19 protein-coding genes are annotated in these 22,896 nt (G+C 49.7%); 10 read left to right on the top strand and 9 right to left on the bottom strand.

Features of this window, described 5'->3' with window-relative positions; genetic code table 11:
• Position 1: 1 nt before the first annotated feature.
• On the bottom strand, positions 2-1,744 hold the full coding sequence (locus OMQ46_RS02380; RefSeq protein WP_266235523.1) for an acetolactate synthase 3 large subunit: 1,743 nt from the start codon (positions 1,742-1,744) through the stop codon (positions 2-4).
• Between the two features lie 158 nt (positions 1,745-1,902).
• Here OMQ46_RS02380 and pyrC point away from each other — a divergent pair, with 158 nt between their 5' ends.
• The gene (gene pyrC, locus OMQ46_RS02385; RefSeq protein WP_266235524.1) at positions 1,903-2,952 is read left to right on the top strand and encodes a dihydroorotase; all 1,050 of its coding nucleotides are present in this window, start codon (positions 1,903-1,905) and stop codon (positions 2,950-2,952) included.
• Here pyrC and OMQ46_RS02390 read toward each other — a convergent pair.
• From OMQ46_RS02390 to dapA, 5 genes are all read right to left on the bottom strand, one after another.
• Positions 2,941-3,918 carry a sensor domain-containing diguanylate cyclase gene (locus OMQ46_RS02390; protein ID WP_266235526.1) on the bottom strand — a complete coding sequence of 326 codons (978 nt, stop codon included), beginning with the start codon at positions 3,916-3,918 and terminating at the stop codon, positions 2,941-2,943. The two genes, pyrC and OMQ46_RS02390, sit on opposite strands and share 12 nt — an antisense overlap.
• A gap of 155 nt (positions 3,919-4,073) precedes the next feature.
• Positions 4,074-4,784, bottom strand: coding sequence for a phosphoribosylaminoimidazolesuccinocarboxamide synthase (purC, locus tag OMQ46_RS02395; RefSeq protein ID WP_266235528.1), 711 nt, complete (start codon positions 4,782-4,784; stop codon positions 4,074-4,076).
• Between the two features lie 11 nt (positions 4,785-4,795).
• On the bottom strand, positions 4,796-5,563 hold the full coding sequence (locus tag OMQ46_RS02400) for an MBL fold metallo-hydrolase (protein ID WP_266235530.1): 768 nt from the start codon (positions 5,561-5,563) through the stop codon (positions 4,796-4,798).
• Positions 5,563-6,594: an outer membrane protein assembly factor BamC gene (gene bamC, locus OMQ46_RS02405; protein WP_266235531.1), complete on the bottom strand. Its 1,032-nt coding sequence runs from the start codon at positions 6,592-6,594 to the stop codon at positions 5,563-5,565. Before bamC ends, OMQ46_RS02400 begins: the two co-directional genes overlap by 1 nt.
• Before the next feature lie 23 nt (positions 6,595-6,617).
• Positions 6,618-7,496, bottom strand: a complete 879-nt coding sequence (dapA, locus tag OMQ46_RS02410) for a 4-hydroxy-tetrahydrodipicolinate synthase (protein ID WP_266235533.1) — start codon at positions 7,494-7,496, stop codon at positions 6,618-6,620.
• Between the two features lie 120 nt (positions 7,497-7,616).
• Between dapA and bcp the strand changes: the two genes are divergently transcribed.
• The 6 genes from bcp (at position 7,617) to OMQ46_RS02440 (ending at position 16,352) form a co-directional block, all read left to right on the top strand.
• A complete protein-coding gene (gene bcp, locus OMQ46_RS02415) occupies positions 7,617-8,084 on the top strand; it encodes a thioredoxin-dependent thiol peroxidase (RefSeq protein WP_266235534.1) in 468 nt (155 codons plus the stop codon).
• A gap of 200 nt (positions 8,085-8,284) precedes the next feature.
• Entirely contained in the window at positions 8,285-10,432 is a 2,148-nt protein-coding gene (locus OMQ46_RS02420) for a methyl-accepting chemotaxis protein (protein ID WP_266235535.1), read from the top strand.
• Between the two features lie 111 nt (positions 10,433-10,543).
• Complete coding sequence (locus OMQ46_RS02425; protein WP_266235537.1) at positions 10,544-11,065, top strand: hypothetical protein; 522 nt, start codon at positions 10,544-10,546, stop codon at positions 11,063-11,065.
• Positions 11,066-11,416: 351 nt separating this feature from the next.
• Entirely contained in the window at positions 11,417-14,344 is a 2,928-nt protein-coding gene (locus tag OMQ46_RS02430) for a ribonucleoside-diphosphate reductase subunit alpha (RefSeq protein WP_266235539.1), read from the top strand.
• A complete protein-coding gene (locus OMQ46_RS02435) occupies positions 14,344-15,510 on the top strand; it encodes a ribonucleotide-diphosphate reductase subunit beta (protein ID WP_266235541.1) in 1,167 nt (388 codons plus the stop codon). Before OMQ46_RS02430 ends, OMQ46_RS02435 begins: the two co-directional genes overlap by 1 nt.
• Positions 15,511-15,593: 83 nt before the next feature.
• Complete coding sequence (locus tag OMQ46_RS02440; protein WP_266235542.1) at positions 15,594-16,352, top strand: hypothetical protein; 759 nt, start codon at positions 15,594-15,596, stop codon at positions 16,350-16,352.
• Between the two features lie 149 nt (positions 16,353-16,501).
• On the opposite strand, the gene OMQ46_RS02445 is transcribed toward OMQ46_RS02440, so the two are convergent.
• The gene (locus OMQ46_RS02445) at positions 16,502-16,696 is read right to left on the bottom strand and encodes a hypothetical protein (RefSeq protein WP_266235544.1); all 195 of its coding nucleotides are present in this window, start codon (positions 16,694-16,696) and stop codon (positions 16,502-16,504) included.
• A gap of 278 nt (positions 16,697-16,974) precedes the next feature.
• On the opposite strand from OMQ46_RS02445, the gene OMQ46_RS02450 reads away from it, so the two are divergent.
• From OMQ46_RS02450 to OMQ46_RS02460, 3 genes are all read left to right on the top strand, one after another.
• A complete protein-coding gene (locus OMQ46_RS02450; protein ID WP_266235546.1) occupies positions 16,975-17,505 on the top strand; it encodes an REP-associated tyrosine transposase in 531 nt (176 codons plus the stop codon).
• 202 nt (positions 17,506-17,707) lie between these two features.
• Positions 17,708-18,058 (top strand): cupin domain-containing protein, encoded by a 351-nt coding sequence (locus tag OMQ46_RS02455; RefSeq protein WP_266235548.1) that lies wholly within the window; start codon positions 17,708-17,710, stop codon positions 18,056-18,058.
• Positions 18,059-18,092: 34 nt separating this feature from the next.
• Positions 18,093-18,383 carry a DUF3144 domain-containing protein gene (locus tag OMQ46_RS02460; protein WP_266235550.1) on the top strand — a complete coding sequence of 97 codons (291 nt, stop codon included), beginning with the start codon at positions 18,093-18,095 and terminating at the stop codon, positions 18,381-18,383.
• Positions 18,384-18,458: 75 nt separating this feature from the next.
• On the opposite strand, the gene OMQ46_RS02465 is transcribed toward OMQ46_RS02460, so the two are convergent.
• Positions 18,459-19,382, bottom strand: coding sequence for a response regulator transcription factor (locus tag OMQ46_RS02465; RefSeq protein ID WP_266235552.1), 924 nt, complete (start codon positions 19,380-19,382; stop codon positions 18,459-18,461).
• Complete coding sequence (locus OMQ46_RS02470) at positions 19,372-22,773, bottom strand: ATP-binding protein (protein ID WP_266235553.1); 3,402 nt, start codon at positions 22,771-22,773, stop codon at positions 19,372-19,374. Before OMQ46_RS02470 ends, OMQ46_RS02465 begins: the two co-directional genes overlap by 11 nt.
• Positions 22,774-22,896: the final 123 nt, after the last annotated feature.

Below are 22,896 nucleotides of genomic sequence, written 5' to 3' on the forward strand. Positions count from 1 at the left end.
GTTAAGACAGCTCCCTCTCTGGGTCTTGTGGTGGTTCACAGTAAGGCGACATATGCATGTCGTTATGTGCCTTACCCTGGGCAATCATCGGGTACACGTTTTCAGTCTGGTCAGTCACGATATCGAAGAACACCAGACGATCTTTCATCGCAAAACCGCGTTCCAGTTCTTTGCGCAGATCTTCCGGCTTCTCAATACGGATACCAACATGACCATAACTCTCGGTCAGCTTGACGAAATCCGGCAATGACTCCATGTAGGAATGCGAGTAACGGTTTTCATAGAAAAATTCCTGCCACTGACGCACCATACCGAGATAACGATTATTGAGGGCAACAATCTTAACCGGCAAACCGTATTGCAGACAGGTTGACAGTTCCTGAATACACATCTGAATACTGCCCTCCCCCGTGACACAGATAACCGTATCTTCAGGGAAAGCAAACTGCACGCCCATAGCAGCCGGCAGACCAAAGCCCATGGTGCCGAGACCACCGGAATTAATCCAGCGGTTAGGTTCATCAAAGCCGTAGTACTGTGCCGCCCACATCTGATGCTGACCGACGTCAGAAGTCACATAGGCATCGCCATTGGTGATCTCATGGATCATCTCAACGACCATCTGCGGTTTGATCTTGTCGCTGTTGCGGTCATAGGACAGGCACTTCATTCCACGCCAGCCGTTGATTTCCGCCCACCAGGCATCAATCGCCTTCTTGTCGGGTGACTTCTTGGTGGTTTCCAACAAGCCGTTCATTTCCTGCAATACATCAGGCACACTGCCTACGATTGGGATATCAACGGTAATCGTTTTTGAAATCGATGACGGGTCAATATCGATATGAATGATCTTGGCATCCGGGCAGAACTCGGCAATTTTGCCAGTAACCCGGTCATCAAAACGTGCACCGATAGCAATCAAGACATCGCAGTCATGCATCGCCATGTTGGCTTCGTAGGTACCGTGCATGCCCAGCATACCAATGAATTGCTCATCACTGGATGGGTAAGCCCCCAGCCCCATCAGGGTACTGGTAATCGGATAACCCAGCTTGCGCACAAACTTGCGAAGTTCTTCTGAACCTTTGCCCAATACCACACCGCCACCGGTGTAAATCATCGGTTTCTTGGCAGACAGAAGCAGATCCACCGCGCGCTTGATCTGACCGCTATGGCCTTTCAAGGTCGGCTGGTAAGAACGCATCTGAACCGTTTCCGGGTAGTGGTATGGAATCTTGATATTCGGATCAGTAATGTCTTTCGGTACGTCGACTACAACCGGACCGGGACGGCCAGTGGTCGCAACATAGAAAGCTTTCTTAACGGTTTCCGCCAGATCATTAATGTCTTTAACCAGAAAGTTATGTTTGACGCACGGACGGGTGATACCCACGGCATCGACTTCTTGGAAGGCATCACTACCGATGTTGGCAGTCGCGACCTGACCGGTAATAACCACCATAGGAATAGAGTCCATATAGGCAGTGGCAATACCGGTAACGGCATTGGTAGCACCAGGACCCGATGTGACTAAGACGACACCAGGCTTACCTGTAGCCCGTGCATAACCATCTGCTGCATGCGTCGCTGCCTGTTCGTGGCGCACCAGGACGTGTTTGACATCCTCCTGGTTATACAGTGCATCGTAGATATGCAGCACTGCACCGCCCGGATAACCGAACAGGAAATCGACACCTTCGTCTTTGAGACACTGAACCAGTATCTCGCCACCGCTTAATTCCACGTGTTTCCCTCTTAATCTCGTCACGAGAAGCTTAAAAACATCAAACGTGTAAAGTTACTTGTAATGCGTGATAAGGTCAAGAACAAGCGCTGTTGCCCTTCGAGCGCGGATCACAAGTTTTTCAGCTTAAGCTATTTGCTATGGCATAATTCGCGGCTATGACACAAATAAAACCAACTGAAATTACCCTCACCCGTCCCGACGACTGGCATCTCCACTTGCGGGACGATTCTGCACTTTCCCGCACCGTGCCCGACACCGCGCGCGTATTCGCCCGTGCGATTGTGATGCCTAATTTACGCCCGCCGGTGACGACTGTCGACATGGCCCGGGATTATCGTCAGCGCATCATGGCCGCATTGCCTGAAGACAGTGTATTTCAGCCATTAATGACCCTGTACCTGACAGACAACACCCGCGCCGATGAAATTCACCGCGCCAAAGACAGCGGGTTTGTTCATGCTGTCAAACTTTACCCGGCCGGTGCAACCACCAATTCCGATGCCGGTGTCACTGACCTCAAACATTGCCACGCTGCTTTGGAAGCCATGCAGGAGCGCGGCGTTCCACTGCTGGTTCATGGTGAGGTCACCAGTGCCGATATCGACGTCTTTGATCGCGAAAAAGTCTTCATCGACCGCGTGCTGCAACCGCTGTTAAAAGACTTTCCTGAACTTAAAGTCGTGTTCGAACATATCACCACTGCCGATGCCGCGGTGTTTGTTGCCGAAGCGGAAGATCGTATCGCTGCCACCATCACACCACATCACTTGCTGCTGAACCGCAATGATCTGCTGGTTGGTGGTATTCACCCGCATCATTACTGTTTGCCGGTATTAAAGCGCAATACCCATCAACAGGCGTTGATTCAGGCGGCGACCAGTGGCAGTCCCAAGTTCTTTCTGGGGACTGACAGTGCACCACACCCGCGTGCAGGCAAAGAGAGTAGTTGCGGCTGCGCAGGTATTTACAGTGCTCATGCGGCTATTGAGCTCTACGCTGAAGCGTTTGAAATGGCCGGCGCGCTGGACAAACTGGAAGGCTTTGCCAGCTTACATGGCCCTGACTTTTATGGTCTGCCCAGAAATACCGACAACATCACCCTGACCAAACAAAACTGGCAGGTGCCGGATAAGTTGAGTTTCGCCGGTGATGAATTGGTACCGATGCGGGCAGGCGGGCTGATTGGCTGGCAACTAACGGCCTGATTGTTCTTTTTTCGATCGGTTTTTGCGCTGGTACATCAACTGATCGCCCTCGGCCAGCAGATCGTCCAGATCCTGATGTTTAGCTGGATCGAAATGAACCACGCCATGAGAGTATGCAATTTTGTAATCCAGCGGTTGCTCACGGTTGGCCTGCTCGACCATGCCGGTAAAGCGGGTGAGAATCTTGTCTACATCTGATTTGTTTGTGTTAGGCAGGAGCAGCGCGAACTCGTCACCGCCAATCCGGGCAGCAATATCGCTCTGCCGACAGATCTTTTTCAGCATACTGGAGAAAGTTTTCAATGCCTTGTCACCCTCGGCATGACCGAATTGGTCATTGATAGGTTTGAAGTTATTCAGATCAAGAAACACCAGGCTGACAGGTAAATTCTGACGCTGACACAGACTCAGCGCCTGATTGGCATTTGAGAAAAAACCGCGGCGGTTCGGAATTTCAGTCAATTCATCGACTGTCGCCAATTGCACAGCCTGAATTTCATGTTCGACGATCTTTGCCAGATCTTCGAGTATAAGGCGCTCACGGCGACTGAAGTGACGGGGCTTGGAATCCAGAAGGCAAAGCGTCCCCAGTTTCTTACCATCAAGGTAGCGAATTGGATAGCCAGCGTAGAAGCGAATATGAGGCTCACCGATGACCAGCGGATTATCTGCAAAGCGCGGATCCTGGTGTGTATCTTCAATCACGAACGCTTCATCGCCGAGAATGGCATGACCGCAAAAAGAGACATCTCTGTCTGTCTCTGTCAGATTCGCTCCCTGGCAGGACTTGAACCACTGACGGTTTTCATCAACCAGACTCACCAACGCAACAGGGACTTCAAACACATGCAATGCCAGTCGGGTCAGTCTGTCGAAACGCTCGTCCCTGTCAGTATCAAGAAGATTCAGCGACCTCAGCGTGACGATGCGTGATTCTTCATCAACCGGTTTTGCTGGAATTTGCATACGGGCTCCATTTACTGACTGAATTGCAACATAACACACTCTGACACAAGAACTGTCACCATAACTCCAGTCGATTATGTGAAACAGCGCACAGAAATAAAAAACCCCGAGCCAGGGCTCAGGGTTTGTTTACTTGAATTTGTTTGAATCAGGACTCAGAGTGGTACACCAATGCGCTGAGCGACTTCTTCATAAGCCTCAATAACACCGCCCAGGCCTTGCCTGAAACGATCCTTATCCAACTTCTTGCGGGTTTCGGCGTCCCATAAACGACAACCATCCGGACTAAACTCGTCACCCAGATAGACGGCCCCTTTAAACAGACCAAACTCCAGCTTGTAATCGACCAGAATCATACCCGCATCAGCAAACAGCTTCTTCAAAAGCTCATTAACTTTGAACGTTAACGCTTTCATTTCATTGACTTCTTCAGGCTTTGCCCAGCCAAATGTTTCGATGTGATACTCATTAACCATGGGGTCATGCAGCGCGTCATTTTTGAGGAAAAATTCAAACACCGGCGGCGTCAGTTCCATACCATCTTCCACCCCCAGACGACGGACCAGACTGCCGGATGCCACATTACGCACCACACATTCAACCGGAATCATCTTCATATTTTTGACCAGAGACTCGGTATCATTGAGCCGTTTTTCAAAATGAGTCGGCACGCCGTTATCGGCAAGATACTGCATGATGTGAGCATTGAATTTATTATTGACTTCACCTTTTCGGCTCAGCTGTTCAACTTTTTCCCCGTCAAAGGCGGATGTATCGTCTCTGAAACTCAGGACCACGTAATCATTGTCATCAGTGGCAAAAACGCTTTTGGCCTTGCCTGAGTACAGTTCTTGTTTCTTTTCCATTGCTATTCTCTTTATCGAGTGACCAGTTCGCGCCAGCCAAAGCCAGCATTCTGTTCAGCGACACCTATCCAGTTTTCTTCACACTGCAGGGCCCTAGCCAGTAACGGGACGACAATCGACGGACAGTTGTTCTTTTCCGAGATATGCATCGCCATGATGTGTTGTAATTTCGAGGTGTCAATTTTCTCAAGTAATGTGGCAGATTGCACGTTATTTAAATGCCCCAGCCGACCGCCGACCCGACGTTTCAAATGCTCGGGATACTCACCCTGCTCCAGCATTGTGACGTCGTGGTTGGTTTCCAGCAACAGACCGTCGCAGGCGTTGAGTGTCTCTTCGATCAACGGCGTGATGGAGCCCACATCGGTGAGCAGGCCCAAACGGTGCAAACCGCTGCTGAAGACGAACTGACTGGGTTCACGGGCATCATGTGGCACCGGGAATGGCTCCACCTCAATATCGTTGAGGGTGAAGCGCTCATGACAGTTGAACTCGCGAATATGGGTAGCGATATCTGCGGGCAGGCATCCTGCTGTACCGGGCGTAGCATAGACTGGCAGACGATGCTTGCGGGCCATGACCCTGACACCAGCCATGTGATCGGCATGTTCATGAGTAATCAGAATCGCTGTGAGCGAAGGCGCATCAATATCAAGCTGATGCAGTCTTTTCTCAGCTTCACGAGCAGAAAAACCACAATCAATCATGAGCGTGGTTTTTCCGTGCGTGACTATGGTTGCATTACCTCGACTACCGCTACCGAGGGACGCAAAACGCATTAGGGTGCAAGCTGCTCCTGAATCAGATTCAACAGGCGTTTGGCAGTATCACTGGAGGTACGCTTCTCTTCCGCGTCCATGACCACCACTCGTGTATCTGATGCCTCTGAAATCAGTTTGATGTAGTAATACTCTTCCGGCTTTTCTTCTACTTCATCACGCCAGAAAGCGAGACCACTGAAGAAACCCTTTTCTTCCTGCTCGATTTCCTTGAATGGATCGATGTAACGCACAAAGTAGTAACCCAGGCTGCGATCGCGATCTTCAACAGAGAAACCTTTGCTGTCCAGAACGCGACCGACACGACGCCAGGCAGTCTGGAAATCCTGTTCGATAAACAGACTTTGTTGACCGCCCTCTTCATCGATCAACAGCACGCGGGCAGTTTCTTCCGGTGGGGGTGCAGGCTGGGCGATGCGCATTTCCTGTACGTCTTCTTTGTACAGGGTACCCAGATAATCGGCGAGCTGACGCAGTGTTGCTTCATTCTTCTGAGAGTTAGTCCGGGTTTCATCCACGGCGCTTAAGTAAACTTTGGATTGTTTGGAGGTATCGCCCCGTTCCATGCGAATGCGATAAGCATAGCCATCGGCATCTGGCGCTGTATCCATCAGGCCAATACGACTGTCGATGCGTGCTATAGCCAGGCCCTGGGTGGCCCAGAACTCCTGAATACGCTGCCATGTCACGTCCCGCTCACCGGGTACAACAAGGTGACGGCTTGCCCCTTCACCCGCCAGAGACGGTTTTTTATCTGGCTGTATGTTGTATTTGGCAGCGAGCGGATTATTTGAGGCTTCCTCAAACTCTGAATAGGTGGCCGTCGAATCTTTCTCACCGGCAATAACATCATTGATGCGGTTGGTACTCAGCTCAGGCGGCACGTCCAGTGGCGGCATGGTTTCGGCACGACGATATTCCTGCGTGTTGTCAGGCACCACCTGGTCCAGATTTGAAAATGCGCCACAAGCACTCAGTACGGACGCCATCATGACGACCAGCGATGTTTGTTTGAAATGTTTCGCGTTCATTTAATAAAGTTCACCCATTTATTCTAATTCAGAACACCCGCCGTAATGAGGGCCTCACGCACTGACTGATGGTATTTTTCCGATAATACCGTCATGGGCAGACGAATCCCTTTCGGAATCATTCCCATTTCAGCCAACGCCCATTTAACAGGAATCGGGTTAGCCTCGACAAATAAAAATTGATGAAGGGCAACCAATTTCTGGTTAATTTCCCGTGCTTTCTCCTCGTCGCCGTTGATGGCAGCCATGCACATATCATGCATCAGACGCGGTGCCACATTCGCTGTGACGGATATCACACCACAGCCACCGGCCAGGATAAAGTCAACGGTGTTGGCGTCTTCGCCGGTATACAACTCAAAGTCTTCCGTCGCCAACTGACGGATTTGCTGCACCCGGGAGACATCGCCGGAGGCTTCCTTGATACCAAGGATATTACGGATTTCAGATAAACGTCCGACTGTCTCCGGTAGCAGGTCGGAAGCGGTCCGGCCGGGCACATTATATAAAATTTGCGGAATATCGACTGCCTCAGCAATCGCTTTGAAATGCAGGTACATGCCTTCCTGGGTAGGCTTATTATAGTAGGGTGCTACCAGTAAGGCCGCATCAGCGCCCAGATCTTTGGCGTATTCAGTGAGCTCAATCGCTTCCGAAGTCGAGTTGGCGCCGGTACCCGCCAATACAGGGATGCGGCCGTTAACCTGCTCTACCACCTTGCGGATCACACCACAGTGTTCCTCGACGCTCAAAGTAGCAGACTCACCGGTCGTGCCGACAGCGACGATGGCATCGGTTCCTTCGCTGATATGAAACTCAATCAGCTTTCGCAGGCTGTCATCATCCAGTGCACCATCTTCATGCATCGGGGTGACAAGCGCTACCATACTGCCGCTATACATAATCTTTGAGACTCCGGAAAAATAACAGGCATGGTACTTTGCCTGCCTGTTGATGACAAGATCAGCGATGATTGTGTAAGGTACGTTTCTCCCTAAATCGTTTCAAAACAGGATGATCAGATGAGTCAAGTTGCAGTGGGACAAAAAGTCCCTGACTTTGAAGTACCCAGCACCGGCGATAAAACCTTCCGCCTCTCTGACTTTAAAGGCAAAAATGTGCTGATTTATTTCTATCCCAAAGACAACACACCGGGCTGTACCACTGAGGGTCAGAACTTCCGTGACAACATCGAATTTTTTGACCAGCACGATACTGTGATTGTGGGTGTGTCCCGTGACAGTCTGAGGAAACATGAAAACTTCAAGGAAAAACAGTGCTTTCCGTTTGACCTGTTATCTGATGAAGATGAAGCCGTCTGTCAATTATTCGATGTCATCAAGCTCAAAAAAATGTACGGCAAAGAACACCTGGGCATTGAACGCAGTACTTTCCTGATCGATAAAGCGGGTGTACTTCGTCATGAGTGGCGCAAGGTCAAAGTAAAAGAACATGTTGATGAAGTGAAAGAAGTTATATCAGCACTTTAAATACCTATTTTAAGTTAATGGTTTTTATCACAAATATCGGCACTAATTTGGACCATTAATATTACAAATCAGTCTCATTCGCACTATTCCGGTGCACTGGTCTGATACCGGTGTGCCGGAATACCGAATGAAAACATCGGCTTAATCCGGTGGCGCAGGATTTGCTCGGTGTGTTTCGGATAGACCACAAGAGAAACACAATGAGCAAACTCAAAAGCCACACAATGAACCTGAGCCGGGCAGAGAAAAAATGGTTACCCTGGTTTGGTAGTACCGGCAAACTGGCGATGTCCCGTTCCTGCTTTCTCAATCGACACAATTACAGCGCTGTTGAGAAAACCTTTGAAGGCATTGCAGCAACCCGCGTCAAGTTACTGCAGCAATGGGTCGCCAGTCACTGGGATCAAATGGAATTGCTCGCCGAACAAGTTGCCAGCAGCTACCCTGATATCGGCAACAACCTACTCAATGAACGAATGGCAGCCGCGCCGGACTTCTCCGAACTGTTTGTCATTGACACCAGCGGTACCGTCACCCACTCCACCTACAGCGCCCACAACGGACAAAATGATCTCGACCGTAAAGCCGTAGAAAAAGGGCTGAGCGACGCTTTTCTGCACGGCCCTTATGTCGATGAGCTGACATTGAAGATCGGCCCGTCCAGTTCCAAGTTCCATGATGAAGTGACTTTGATGTTCTACCAGCCAGTCGTGCTGGATGGCGAGGTTCTCGGTGCGGTATGTGGTCGGGTACCCAATGATGTGCTGGGTGATTTAATCCAGCGCGAAGCCGGCCATATTTACCCGGAGTCGGGCGACAACTACATATTTATGGTGGATTCACGTTTTGACCCCAGCATTCAACAGGGTATTGCCCTCTCCCGTTCGCGCTTCGAAGACAATACCTTCTCACACGGTGAAAACCTGAAAAGCGGCATTCACACCAAGTTTGGCACCGTCAAAGTCAACCGTCACACCGAATTTGAGATTCGCTTTACCGACCCCGCCACCGGGCAACTGCACCCGGGTGTCCGTGAAACCATTCGTAATGGCAATAACCTGTTTGTTACCTACCCCGGTTATTCGGACTACCGGCATTTCCCGGTCATAGGTAAAGGCGTCACCTTCCAGCTCAAAGGTTCGCCGGACCGCTGGGGCATGATGTGTGAGGGCGATCTTGAGGAGGTTTACCGTCGCCGCTCAGTTAACGTGAGCCTGATGAAAGGCTTCATCTACGCCATGGTAGCGCTACTCTGCGTCAATACGGGGCTGCACATTCTCACTGATTTGCCGGATCTGGCCATCGCCGGTACCTCAACGGTGATGCTGGTGATCATTGCCATGCTCTATAAGACATTTACCACCAACCCGTTAGCCAACCGTCTGGATGAAATGACGGAGGTCATTCGCACCATTGCCGAAGGGGAAGGTAACCTGGCCCAGCGGCTCGATACCGGACAGATGAAAAATGATGAGACCGGCGATATGGGGCGCTGGATCAATAGCTTTATTGATAACCTGGATGGCATTGTTGGTCAGGTCATTAAAACCAGCAGCAATGTCAGCCACACCAACGAAGCGATGCTGGAAACCAACCGCGAAGCCTTCACGGTCTCCAATGAAGTCGCTGACGCGATTGATAAGATGTTGCAACTGCTGGAGGCCCAGATTAATGACATTGGCAATGCCTCCAGTACCGCAGAATCGATGAAACAGGCGATGGATGAAGTCGTGCGCGACGCCCGCATTCAGTTTGAATCAGTCCGGGACGGCACGCAGGAAATCCGCGATGTAGTCGAAACCTCAGCCAAAGCAGTACAGAACCTGCATAGCCGCACCGCAGAAATCGGCAATATCATCGGCGTCATTTCCGAAATCACCAACCAGACCAACCTGCTCGCCTTAAATGCCGCTATTGAAGCCGCCCGCGCCGGTGAGCACGGTCGAGGCTTCTCTGTGGTGGCTGATGAAGTGCGCGGCCTGGCGTCACGCACTGCCAACTCCGCTGAAGAAATTCAGAAGATGATCGAGACCATGCAGGCGGAAACGCTGGAAGCAGTGAAATTCATGGAGTCCGGGGTTGATAATGTCGATCGCAGCCTGAAAAAGACCGAAGAAGCCTCCTCCGAAAATACTGCGTTGCATCAGCTGGTAGAACAGATGTTTGCCACTATCAAGCAACTGGATCAGAACAGCCAGATCCATGGAGAAACCGCCCGCGATGTCGGTCATTCTGCCAGCTTGATGACGCAGGCGATTGATGCCCTCCAGCAACGCGCAGTCATGGTCCGCAACACGGCGCATAAACTCACGCAACTGGTCGGTGTGTTCCAGGTCAGCCAGCGCTAATCTGCAAGCCCCTGTTTTTTCCCCTGCCGTGGATAAGGATATCTGCGGCTTTTTTATTGTCACCCATAGTAAGGGCATATCCCGAATCATTCAGGAGGTATGATGAAAGATATGAAAATGAATTTAGAGAAACGCCCACACACCGTTGCAGGGATTTTTGAAACCGAACAAACAGCGAAACACGCTGAAGAATCGCTGATTGATCAGGGTCACTTCCAGTCCGCTGAAGTGCAGTTACTTAAACCTGGTGACACGCATCTACAGGACCGTCTGGAACCCGAAACCAAGGCCATCGGTAAAGAACTGATCCTGTCACACTATGTTCTGGGCGCCGTCGGCCTTCTTGCCGGTGTGATTATCGCTGCGGTTGTGACCACGATAGGTCCAACATTTACTCAGTCCAGTCCATTACTCACGTATCTGGCACTGGGTATGGTCGGCGCATTTATGGGGTTGATCGCCGCAGGCGCATTTACGCTCCGTCCTGACCATGATCCGCTGATCAATGAAACAATCGAAGCAACAAAAGCCAATAAGTGGGCAGTGATTGTCCAGGCACGTGATCGTGATGATCAGCAGCGTGCTCGGCAACTGCTTAGCCCAGCAGCCATTTCTGTGATTGACACACTCTGATCACAATTTAACTTCATAATTAATGATGTCGCCGGTGGTTGTTTTCTGCCATCGGCGACAGTATGATTGCCAGCCCCTGACTCAGGGCAGACAAAATTTGCTTTTTTTGCCTCGTTGAAAAAAATATTTTTTCAGCACCAAAATCGCCCAAATCCCGGGAGCTGGCACCCCTGCTACGCTACGTCGGGATCGCCTGCTACTTATCCACAAAAAGTGCACAATTTATGTGCAACTTTTCCACTTGCCAAGGCTTCAAAAACACACTATCTTGTGGTTCAATCATTTCAAAACCACAATCTCTAGTGGTTTTCATGATTTTTGTTTTTTCACCAAACATGCAGGGAATTCATTATGGCGAGCGAACCAGCACAATCCATTAACAACGCCTCTGCCGAAAGCGGCTACAGCGTTATCCGTCGTAACGGCAAAGTCACCGACTTTGACAGCAGCAAGATTGCTGTGGCGATGACCAAGGCCTTTCTGGCCGTCGAGGGCGAATCAGCCAAAGACAGTCGTCGCATTCACGACACCGTTAAAGAACTGACCAAACAAATCACCGATAACCTGCTGCGTCGTCTCGACGAAGGTGGCACAGTCCACATTGAAGACATCCAGGACCAGGTTGAACTGCAACTGATGCGTGCCGGTGAGTACAAAGTGGCCCGTTCTTACGTGCTTTACCGTGAGAAACAAGCTGAAAAACGCGCCGAAGAAGAGAAAAAACATCCCTCACCAGCGAACGAGACGACCCTGCATGTCACCGCCGCTGACGGCACTCGCCAACCGCTGGATATCGACCGTCTGCACGATCTCATCACCGAAGCCTGTGTCGGTCTGGCAGAAGTGGATCGTGACCGCATTCTGCGTGACACCCAGCGTAACCTGTTCGACGGCGTGAAGTCGTCTGACGTTGAAAAAGCCCTGGTTATGGGTGCTCGCACCTTCATCGAAAAAGATCCCGCCTACAGCACTCTGGCCGCTCGCCTGCTGATGGACGGTATCCGTCGTGAAGCCCTGAGCTTTGTCTACAAAACCTACAGACAAGCCAAGCAAAGTGAAATGGCCGATATCTACCCGGACTATTTCAAAACCTACATTCATGCCGCGATTGAGCATGAACTGGTCGACTCTGAACTGGGCCTGTTTGATCTGGAACGGCTGGGTAAAGCGCTGAAACCGGAACTCGATTTCGAATTCACCTACCTCGGCCTGCAAACCCTGTACGACCGTTACTTCATTCACCATGACGGCACCCGCTTTGAACTGCCACAGGCGTTCTACATGCGTGTCGCAATGGGTCTGGCCATCAACGAAATCGACCGTGAAGAACGGGCGATTGAGTTCTACAACCTGCTCTCAAGCTTCGACTTCATGAGCTCGACCCCGACCCTGTTCAACTCAGGCACCCTGCGTCCGCAGTTGTCTTCATGCTACCTGACGACCGTACCTGACGATCTGAGCGGTATTTACAGCGCGATTCGCGATAACGCCCTGCTCTCCAAGTTTGCCGGTGGTCTGGGTAATGACTGGACCCGTGTACGTGGTCTGGGCGCTCATATCAAAGGTACCAACGGTAAATCACAAGGTGTTGTCCCGTTCCTGAAAGTCGCCAACGACACGGCGGTTGCTGTGAACCAGGGTGGTAAACGTAAAGGCGCGGTCTGTGCCTACCTCGAAACCTGGCACATCGATATCGAAGAATTCCTCGATATGCGTAAGAACACCGGTGATGATCGTCGTCGTACCCACGACATGAACACCGCCAACTGGATTCCAGATCTCTTCATGAAGCGCGTGGCTGAAGAAAGTCAATGGACTCTGTTCTCACCGGAAGAAGTGGAAGACCTGCACGACCTGACCGGTCTGGCATTTGAAAAGGCCTACACCGAGTACGAAGAAAAAGCCGTCCGCGGCGAAATCCGTAACTTCAAGCAACTGCCCGCCGTCGACCTGTGGCGCAAAATGCTGGGCATGCTGTTCGAAACCGGTCACCCATGGGTTACCTTCAAAGATCCCTGTAACATCCGCAGCCCGCAACAACATGTCGGCGTCGTTCACAGCTCCAACCTGTGTACCGAAATTACGCTGAACACCTCTGACAAAGAGATTGCGGTCTGTAACCTGGGCTCGGTCAACATGGTCAAGCATGTCGACGAGAACGGTAATCTCGACAAAGAGAAGCTGCAGAAAACCATCCGTACTGCGATGCGTATGCTCGACAACGTCATCGAGTACAACTACTACAGCGTGCCGCAGGCGCGTCACTCTAACCTGCTGCACCGTCCGGTCGGTCTGGGCATCATGGGCTTCCAGGATGCACTCTACAAACTGCGTATGCCGTATGCCTCTGAAGAAGCGGTCAAGTTTGCTGATGAATCGATGGAAGCGGTCAGCTACTACGCGATTGAAGCCTCTTCAGACCTGGCTGCAGAACGTGGCAAGTACCAGTCTTATGAAGGCAGCCTGTGGAGCAAAGGCATTCTGCCAATCGACTCTATCAAGTTGTTGAAAGAGGCCCGCGGCGAATACCTGCAACAGGACGAAAGCAAAACCATGGACTGGGATATGCTGCGTGACAAGATCAAACGTCAGGGCATGCGTAACTCAAACACCATGGCGATTGCACCGACTGCCACCATCTCCAACATCTGTGGTGTCAGCCAGTCAATCGAACCGACGTATCAGAACATCTTCGTCAAATCGAACCTGTCCGGTGAGTTCACCGTCATCAACCCGTACATGGTTGAAGACCTGAAATCACGCGGTCTGTGGGACGACGTGATGATTAACGACCTGAAATACTTCGACGGCAGCCTGCAGGACATCGACCGTATTCCTGATGAACTGAAAGCGCTTTACACCACTGCATTCGAAATGGATGCCCGCTGGTTGATTGAAGCCGCTTCCCGTCGTCAGAAATGGATCGACCAGGCACAGAGCCTCAACCTGTACATGGCAGAACCATCAGGTAAGAAGATGGACAACCTGTACAAACTGGCTTGGGTCCGTGGTCTCAAAACCACTTACTACCTGCGCTCGATGGGTGCGACCGGTGCGGAAAAAACCAGCTCGGCCCCAACCCCGCCACCGTCAGCCGAAAAGCCAAGTGGTCCTAAACCGGTTGCCTCCGGCCCGACCGCTGCGCCTGTTGCCAGTGCCGCCACAACTGGCGCGACCCTGACCAGCACTGTTGCCGAAGCCGAAGAGTTTTTGGGTGAAGGTATGGAAGCACCGAAAGCGTGCTCAATTTTGGAACCAGATTGCGAGGCATGTCAGTAATGTTGAATTGGGATGATCCATTCTCAGCACCGATAGCCGGTACCGCTGAGGCGAAAAAAGAAGAAGAGAAAGCAGAACAGGCCGAAGCTGCAGCCCCTGCAGCCAATGACCTCACCGAAGCACCCGCTTCGGCTGAGGTCAAAGCGATGCCCCTGAGCAACGCCAAGCCGGTCAATGTCGATGACAAACGTGTCGTTAACGGCGACACCGACATTAACCAGCTGGCACCGTTCAAGTATCCCTGGGCCTGGAACTACTTCCTCAACGCCAACAAAAACCACTGGACGCCACTGGATATCAACATGGCGCAGGACGTTCATGACTATCGTCACAAGCTGACGATGGAAGAGCGCCACGTCTATGAAAATGTGCTGTCCTACCTGACCACCTCCGATATTCTCGCCATGCGTAATATCGGTCTGGCGGTCATGGAAAAAATGGCGGCGCCTGAGCTGCAAATCTATCAGGCGCGTCAGGTTTATGAAGAAGCTCTGCACACCTGGACCTACCAGCACTGTATCGAAACCATCGGTCTGGACCAGTCGGAAATCTACAACCGCTACCGCGTGGTGCCGGAGATTTACCAGAAGATCAAACTGGCCAATGACCGTCTGAACACCGTGCTGCGCAGTGATATCGACCTGCGTGACCGTGACGAACTGGAAAACTTCGTGATGTCCTATGCCTTCTTCGGCGGCATCTTCGAAGGCGCCTGGTTCTATAACGGCTTCTCGCCGATCTTCGCCCTGCAACGTCGCGGTCTCATGAAAGGCACCGCCGAACAGCTGCAATACATCATGCGTGACGAAGTCATGCACGCCTCGTTCGGCATCCGCGTCTGCAAGCAGATTATCAAAGAAGAAAACGTCAAACTGGATCCGAAGAAAATCCAGACCATGTTTGAAGAAGCTGACGCAGCGGAAGAAACTTATGCCGGCTACATTCTGCGAGACCCAATCCTGGGTTACTCAAAAGAAATGCATCACGGCCAGTTCCGTTACACCGCTAACCGTCGTGCCAAACAGCTTGGCTTTGAAGAACCGTTCCCCGGTGCCGAAGCCACCCTGCCCTGGCTCGATGAACAGGCCAATATGAGGAAGGAGAAGAACTTCTTCGAGACCAAAGTCACCGAGTATCAGACTGGTGCTGGTCTTAAATGGGACTAGGAAGATATCGAATAACAAGCCGACCTTGAGTCGGCTTTTTTTGATAAATGAAAGAGATTTCCAAATTGAATCAAGGATTTCTAATGAAGAATAGAGAGATTCACTATAGATACGGGATATCTTACCTTCTCATCATTATCGTAATGCTTATATCTTTTGCTTACTACGAAGTGCCTCATTTAGTCGAGAGAGTATCTTTTGCCCTTACAGTATCATCCCTACTTTTAGCAATTTTAGCTATTTTTTACACAATTATTTCTGGCAATAAGCAATCTACCCAACTTGAAAAAGTTATTGAAGCGAATACAACTCTCTCAAATTCAATCCATGATATTCAGAGTGCTTCAAGTTCAATAGCACATCTTACAAAAGACATTCCAAAGCAATTTACGAACATTCATTCCAAAATTGACTCGTTATCTAAAAGCTATCAAGGGCTGCCAAAAGATACATCAGAAGATGCTAATTCGAATGGTGAAATGAGGCAGGAGGCTGATCTGAGTACTTTTAGATGCACAATTGCAAGAATGCATTTTGCAGCTATGGTGGTTCTATATGTCTTTGAAAGGTCATTCTCGCTTGATAAACCCATTCCATCTGAAGTATTCGAAGAGCTAGAACTGGGGACTGAATACAGTATTGGTGCGCTAACAGGATATAGTGCAACTGGGTTAATTGAATTCAAAATTCATTCTGATGAAGTCGTCCCTACGCACTGCGCGAAAGTCATTACTGAAAACATAAAAGCTGAGTTAGAGTCTTTATGTGAAATATTGAGTGATTCAAGTAAAGAATACCTGCAATCTAAATTAAAAGAAGTTGATGAGTTAAAAGATTGGTAATTTGTACGAAGCCCAACAATCAAAACAACCGAAACAATTCCACGCTTTGTATCCTACTCCCACGTTGGGCTTCATGCTTCAGCCCAACCTACATTGTTCCAGGCAATAGAATCACAGGGTCAGGCACGATGAAATCAAGTCGCCGGTAATTACTTCTTCTTAGCTCGTCTTGTCCTATTAAACACACAGTAAAGCTGGTAAAGGATATAAGGCGTGATAGCCAATATCACCATTTCTGTACCCGTCATTTTCTCTCCTGCCAGCACCAGAATAATGACCAGTAAAAATCCCACAACGCCAAGCTTGAGAAGCTTGAATGCCTCTTTCTTATAAACCTTCTGCATGTTGCTTCCTTTTGTAAAACTTAATCAGCACAGAGGCGACTGTAATTGTTCTAGGAGTGAATCTACACCTTTGTCTGGAGGCCTAGCAATGACTTGGGCTAGTCTGACCGATAATCAAAGGTAGGTTGGACTGAGGAACGAAGCCCAACAATCAAAGTTTGAATCCTCACCCACGTTGGGCTTCATGCTTCAGCCCAACCTACGTATTTTGCAGGTCTGGTGTTTGGCTGATACATTCGTCAAATACATTTTTTTAAATTTCACAAGGAATGTGAATCATGCGTTATCGACGTGTGGATGTGGCGGGTGCCACTTATTTTTTTACGGTTAATCTGCTTGACCGGCAACAATCGCTTCTGACCGAACATATTTCCTTACTGCGGCGTTGTGTGCATAACGTCAAACAAAGACATCCTTTCTCTATTGATGCCATGGTGATCCTGCCCGATCATCTTCATGCAGTGTGGACCTTGCCTGATGGCGATGCGAATTACTCCAAACGTTGGATGTTAATCAAATCAACGTTCTCAAGATCATTAGCCAAGACTGAGAAACTCAAGTCGAGTCACATCAAAAAACGTGAGCGTAGCATCTGGCAACGCCGGTTCTGGGAACATCTCATTCGAGATGAAACCGATTATGAGCGGCATGTGGATTACATTCACTATAACCCGGTTAAGCATGGCTATGTCGACAAAGCCATTGACTGGCCTTATTCAAGTATTCATCGGTACATGAGAGAGGGACTGTTGAGTCCGGACTGGGGATTTTTTCAGTCTGTTGATGAGGGGATTTTTGGTGAGCGGTGATTTGTTGGGCTTCCTTTGTCAGCCCAACCTACGTGATTTCTCTATTTTTTGCTGGGTTTGTTGGGCTTTATGCTTCAGCCCAACCTACCTTCTTAAACACGTCCCATAGCATCGTTGCCTATGAAAATACACGCTGATCTTGTAACCTACCTTCCCCTGAAATCATATCGACCGGCGATATGAGATTAATCAGGAAAATAAATTGAAACAAATCACCGTAGAACCTAATCCAAGCGAAGAACAACTCAAAAAACTGGGCATTAAACACTGGCCGACCTGGCAGAAAGAAGTCTCTGTATTCCCGTGGAAATTTATCACCACGGAATATGCCTATATCCTTGAAGGCGAGTGTGTGATGACACCGGAAGATGGCAGTCCGGCAGTGACATTCAAAGCCGGTGATTTGGTGATTTTCCCGAATGGCTTCAAGGGCACCTGGGAAGTCAAAAAGCCCTTCAAGAAGCATTTCAAACATGCCAATGGCAATGTGGTTAAATGCTTGTTGAGCCGGGTTAAAATTATGGTCAATCGAATCAAGTCACTGTTTGGCTGAGCAAAACTTAAAACGATTATTAACGAGAGAGAAAATGAGCGAAAACGCCCCAAAAGAAAAAACCTTCCAGGAACGTTGTGACGAATTTATTGCGGTTGCCAACCAGCAGCATGCAGAAACTGAAGTCGACAATGTGAATGCAGCCCTGCTGTTTTCTGCTGCTCGCTTCAACGTGTTCAGCACCGTTCGTCAGTTTGACGATGTGGAAAAGCTGAAACAAGAAAAGCAGAAAATGGTGGATTACTTCTCTCAGCGTTACAGAGAGATGATGGAGCAAAACATCGAGGAATATATCGAGCGTTTTGATGACTACAACCCAAAGTAAGTTGAAGTCAGCACTCTGCTAAATAAAAAGCCGACTTTGCGTCGGCTTTTTTGTGTCTGTGTGCTTGAGACAGCTCTATGCTGGCACGCTCTGAAGCTTGTTAATGGCTATGGATGCTGCCGCTGTGCGGGTTTCAACGCCAAGCTTGATATATACATGCTCCAGGTGCTTATTGACTGTTCTCGGGCTACTCCCCAGGATCTGGGCAATTGTTTTATCTGTTTTGCCCATGATGACCCAGTGCAACACTTCTGATTCACGTTTGGTTAGATTAAACGTGGCTCTCAACTTCTCTATTTGTGCTTTTTCTGACTCTTCCTGAAGCAGGATGAGCCACTGCTCATCACTCTGGATATCAGCAGCAGTTAATACCAGCTTACTGGCATTTTTTTCAATGACCAGTGAACTGCGTTGTTTGGGCTGTTTCTGTTCCAGCTCTGCTATCCACTCGGAGAATTTAGAGCCATCATACGAATGCCCCTCAGGAAAGTAATCCTGCATCAGTTTTTTGGCTAACGCGGTTTGCCAGATAATACGGTCCGTGCCGGGCAACAATGCCAAGGCTGCCTGACCAAATGCATCAAACGCCCCCTGTGTGTGACTCATGAGGCGAGACGTTTTCATGTGGGTGTTCAACCGTGCAATCACTTCAACCGGAATCAGCGGTTTGGTCACGTAGTCGATTCCGCCCGCATTAAACCCGGCCACAACATGCTCAGGCTCAGTGAGGCCGGTCATGAAAATAACGGGAATGCCCCGGGTTTCCGGTTCCGCTTTAAGCGCTTTACAGACTTCAAAGCCATCCATGTCAGGCATGACAGCATCCAGAAGCACAACATCCGGCTTTGCCTCGTTGCAGATTTTCAAAGCGGACGGGCCATTGTTCGCAACAAGAACAGAAAAGCCGGATTCAATCAGGGCGTCATGCAATAAAGCCAGGGTATCTGGAAAGTCGTCTACGACCAGTACCAAGCCGCTGGCGTTTTGTTCATCTTTCATTTGAGTACTTCTCCAGAAACTGTTTGATGCCATCCAAATCAAATGACGCCAGCATCGGGCTCATTGTCTCAACAAAGTCCCGGCAATGGGGTGATGTCCGTATCACCGCTTCCAGACACTGATTGATGGCTGTAATGTTACCCATTTCCAGTAACTTCATGAGCTTGTTGATTGTCTCCTGAGGTGGCGGGATAACTGTCTTTGCCAGCTTTTTATTATCGTCGCTTTTATGAATCCATTGAATAGCGAGCGCGCGTTCCAGCCAATTGATTAACTCAAACAGGTTAATCGGCTTGGGCATGAAGTCGTCGGCGGTAATCCCCGATGAGTTTTCAAGCCCCCTGTCAAAGGCATTGGCCGACACAATGCAGATTTTGACCGTGGCGAAATGAACATTTCTGATAATGTGCGCGGTTTCCCAGCCATCCATCTCCGGCATCGCCAGATCCAGGAAAATGACATCCGGCTTTAATGTCTGGTACAGCGTTATACACTCCATCCCAGAGGCGGCCTCAATCACATTAAAGCCTAATGGCACCAACAGGTTACTGAGCAGTTCTCTATCGACGGGGTCGTTATCAACGACCATGATTTTTTTGCGTTCCCCTTCATAAGCGACGGGCATTCTATTGGGGATAGTATGTTCCGGCTGAATACTGCGAATCGTCGGCAGAAACAGCCTGATATCAAATTCACTCCCCTCGCCCAGCTCACTCTTGAGTTCAATAACCCCACCCATTAACTCGGTCAGCAGCTTGGCAATGGTCAACCCCAGGCCCGTGCCACCAATTCCCGTCGCGGTGTTGCCTCGGGCAAAGGGTTCAAAAATTCGTGCCTGTTCTGAAGCGGATATCCCGGGGCCTGTATCTTTCACCTTGATATTCAGAAACTCCCGGGCATAGTTAAAATACAGTGATACCTCGCCTTGATGCGTGTATTTCACGGCGTTGCCGATGATATTGGTCAGAATTTGAGTCAACCTTTTATGGTCTGCCTTAACCACGGCAGGCAAGTCTTCATACCCGGTGTAGTTGAATTGCAGGCCTTTATTTCGGGCCTGGATTTCAAACATGCTGACGATTTGCTGAATGTAATCCGGCAACCGCAGTGATTTCAGATCAAATTCAAGCTTGCCGTTTTCTATCCGGGCGATGTCGAGCGTGCCCTCTATCAACGACAGTAAATGTTCCCCACTTCGCAAAATGACCTTGGTGGCATGACGGTTTTTGTCATTCTCCTGGTCACTGTTGTTGAGTAACTGAGCATAGCCAAGAATACTGTTTAAGGGTGAACGGAGCTCATGACTAATCCCGGTGATGTAACGACTCTTGGCCTGGTTCGCGTCCTCGGCGACTTTTCTGGCATGTTGCAGTTCGGCGTCGGTTTCTTTGTGCAACAGGATCTCTCGCTGCAGCAATGCATTCTGGTGATTGGACTCCTGGTAGGCCGCATTTCTTGATTGTGAGGCCAGCACGATCCACCACACGATCACGGCACTCACCAGCACCAAGGCAAAAAATGCCTTGGTGAAGCCAATCATGATCTGGGGCATGATTTGCGCGGCATATTCTGTCACTGTCAGCGAAATATGGGTGTATAAAAGCCCGAATATCGCTGCCAGCAAAATAACCGTGGCTGACAACAACAGCAGATAATGTCCCAACCCACTGTGTACACTGCTCGACCATTTATTGGGAAGCAGTTTATTCACCAGTGTCTGCCATTGCGAACTCAGCGTGGCGTGGGGCTTACAGGCATCATTACAGCGTGCATCCAGACTACAGCACAGAGAACAAATGGGCCCTTGGTAGGCTGGACAATGCGCCACATCATCAGTCTCATAGTCACGGCCACAAATACTGCAGGTTTCTTTACCGGTTGTTTGATGAAACTGGTAAGGCTGACGGGCCAGATAAAAACGTCCTTTGGTTAAATACGCCAGAACCGGCGAGACAATCAGCGCCACGATAATCGCGATGAAGGATGAAAAAGCCTGGGCCTCCAGCCCGAATGCGCCAAGGAATGCGGTCACGGACAGTATCGAGGCAATGATCATGGCCCCGACCCCGACCGGGTTGATATCGAACAGATAGGCTCTGCGGAATTCCACCCCTTTGGGGCTGAGACCCAAAGGCTTATTGATGACCAGATCGGCGACGACAGCAGTGATCCAGGAAATCGCAATATTCGAATACAAGCCTAAGATTTGTTCCAGCGCCTGAAACACGTCCAGCAACATCAGCATCGTGGCAATCAGCACGTTGAATATCAGCCAGACCACACGGCCAGGGTGACGATGTGTCAGCCGGGCAAAAAAGTTTGACCAGGCCAGCGAGCCGGCATAGGCGTTGGTAATGTTGATTTTTATTTGTGACAGCACGACAAAAAACACCGTGACTGCCAGCACGACATCGGCGTTATCAATCAGCTCACCGAAGGCCACCATATACATGTAGGTGGGATTCACTGCTTGTTCGAAAGACAAGCCGGCTGTGACAGCGAGATAGGCCAGAAAAGTACCGATAAACATCTTGACCATGCCCATACTGATCCAGCCGGGACCGGCAGCAACCACGCCGGCATACCATTTCAATCGGTTTGATTTGGTTTTTTCAGGCATGAAACGCAGGAAGTCGACCTGCTCGCCCACCTGGGGAATTAGGGCCATGCCAATCGCCACCGCAGAGCCGAACATATAAATGTTGAAATCTCTGTCGTAACCGGACTCACCGGCAAAATTAACCAGGCCGCTCAGTGCATCAGGGTGCTTAAACAGGATGAATCCAATGGGGATAAAGGTCATTGCCAACCACACCGGCTGAGTGACCATCTGAATTCGGCTGATAAACGTCACGCCGTGTGTGACCATCGGGATAATTGCCAGGGCGGATATCAAATAACAGACATAAATTGGCAATGGAAAATAGAGGCTGATGGCGTACGCCATAATGACGGCCTCTAAAGCAAATAAAATGAAGGTAAAGGTCGCGTATATGAAGGAAGATATTGTCGAACCGATATAACCGAAACCCGCACCACGCGTCAGCAAATCCATATCTAATCCATACTTCGCCGCGTAGTGACTGATGGGCAGGCTGGTCAGGAAGATGATCAAAGTGACGGTCAATATTGCCCAGAAGGCATTATTGAAACCGTAATTGATGGCGATAGTGCCACCGATTGCTTCGAGAACGAGGAAGGATATCGCCCCCAGAGCCGTATTTGAAACACGGAATATAGACCACTTACGAAACGAATGGGGCGTGAAACGCAGCGCATAATCTTCAAGCGTTTCATTGGCCACCCAGGTATTGTAATCACGCCGGATTTTTACAATACGTTGTGGTGCATCGGGCTCTGGATGTATTGATTTGGCCTGGTTTATGTTCAATGCTGCTGTCCTGACAAAGGTTTAATGCTTGTCCGGGTCTCAAACATTAGATTGCTCAACGGGCATCATAGCGGATACCCATTGATGAGTTATCTACGTAATTTTACGTAGTTACCTTGCCGA

The organism is Methylophaga sp. OBS1 (genome assembly GCF_026319365.1).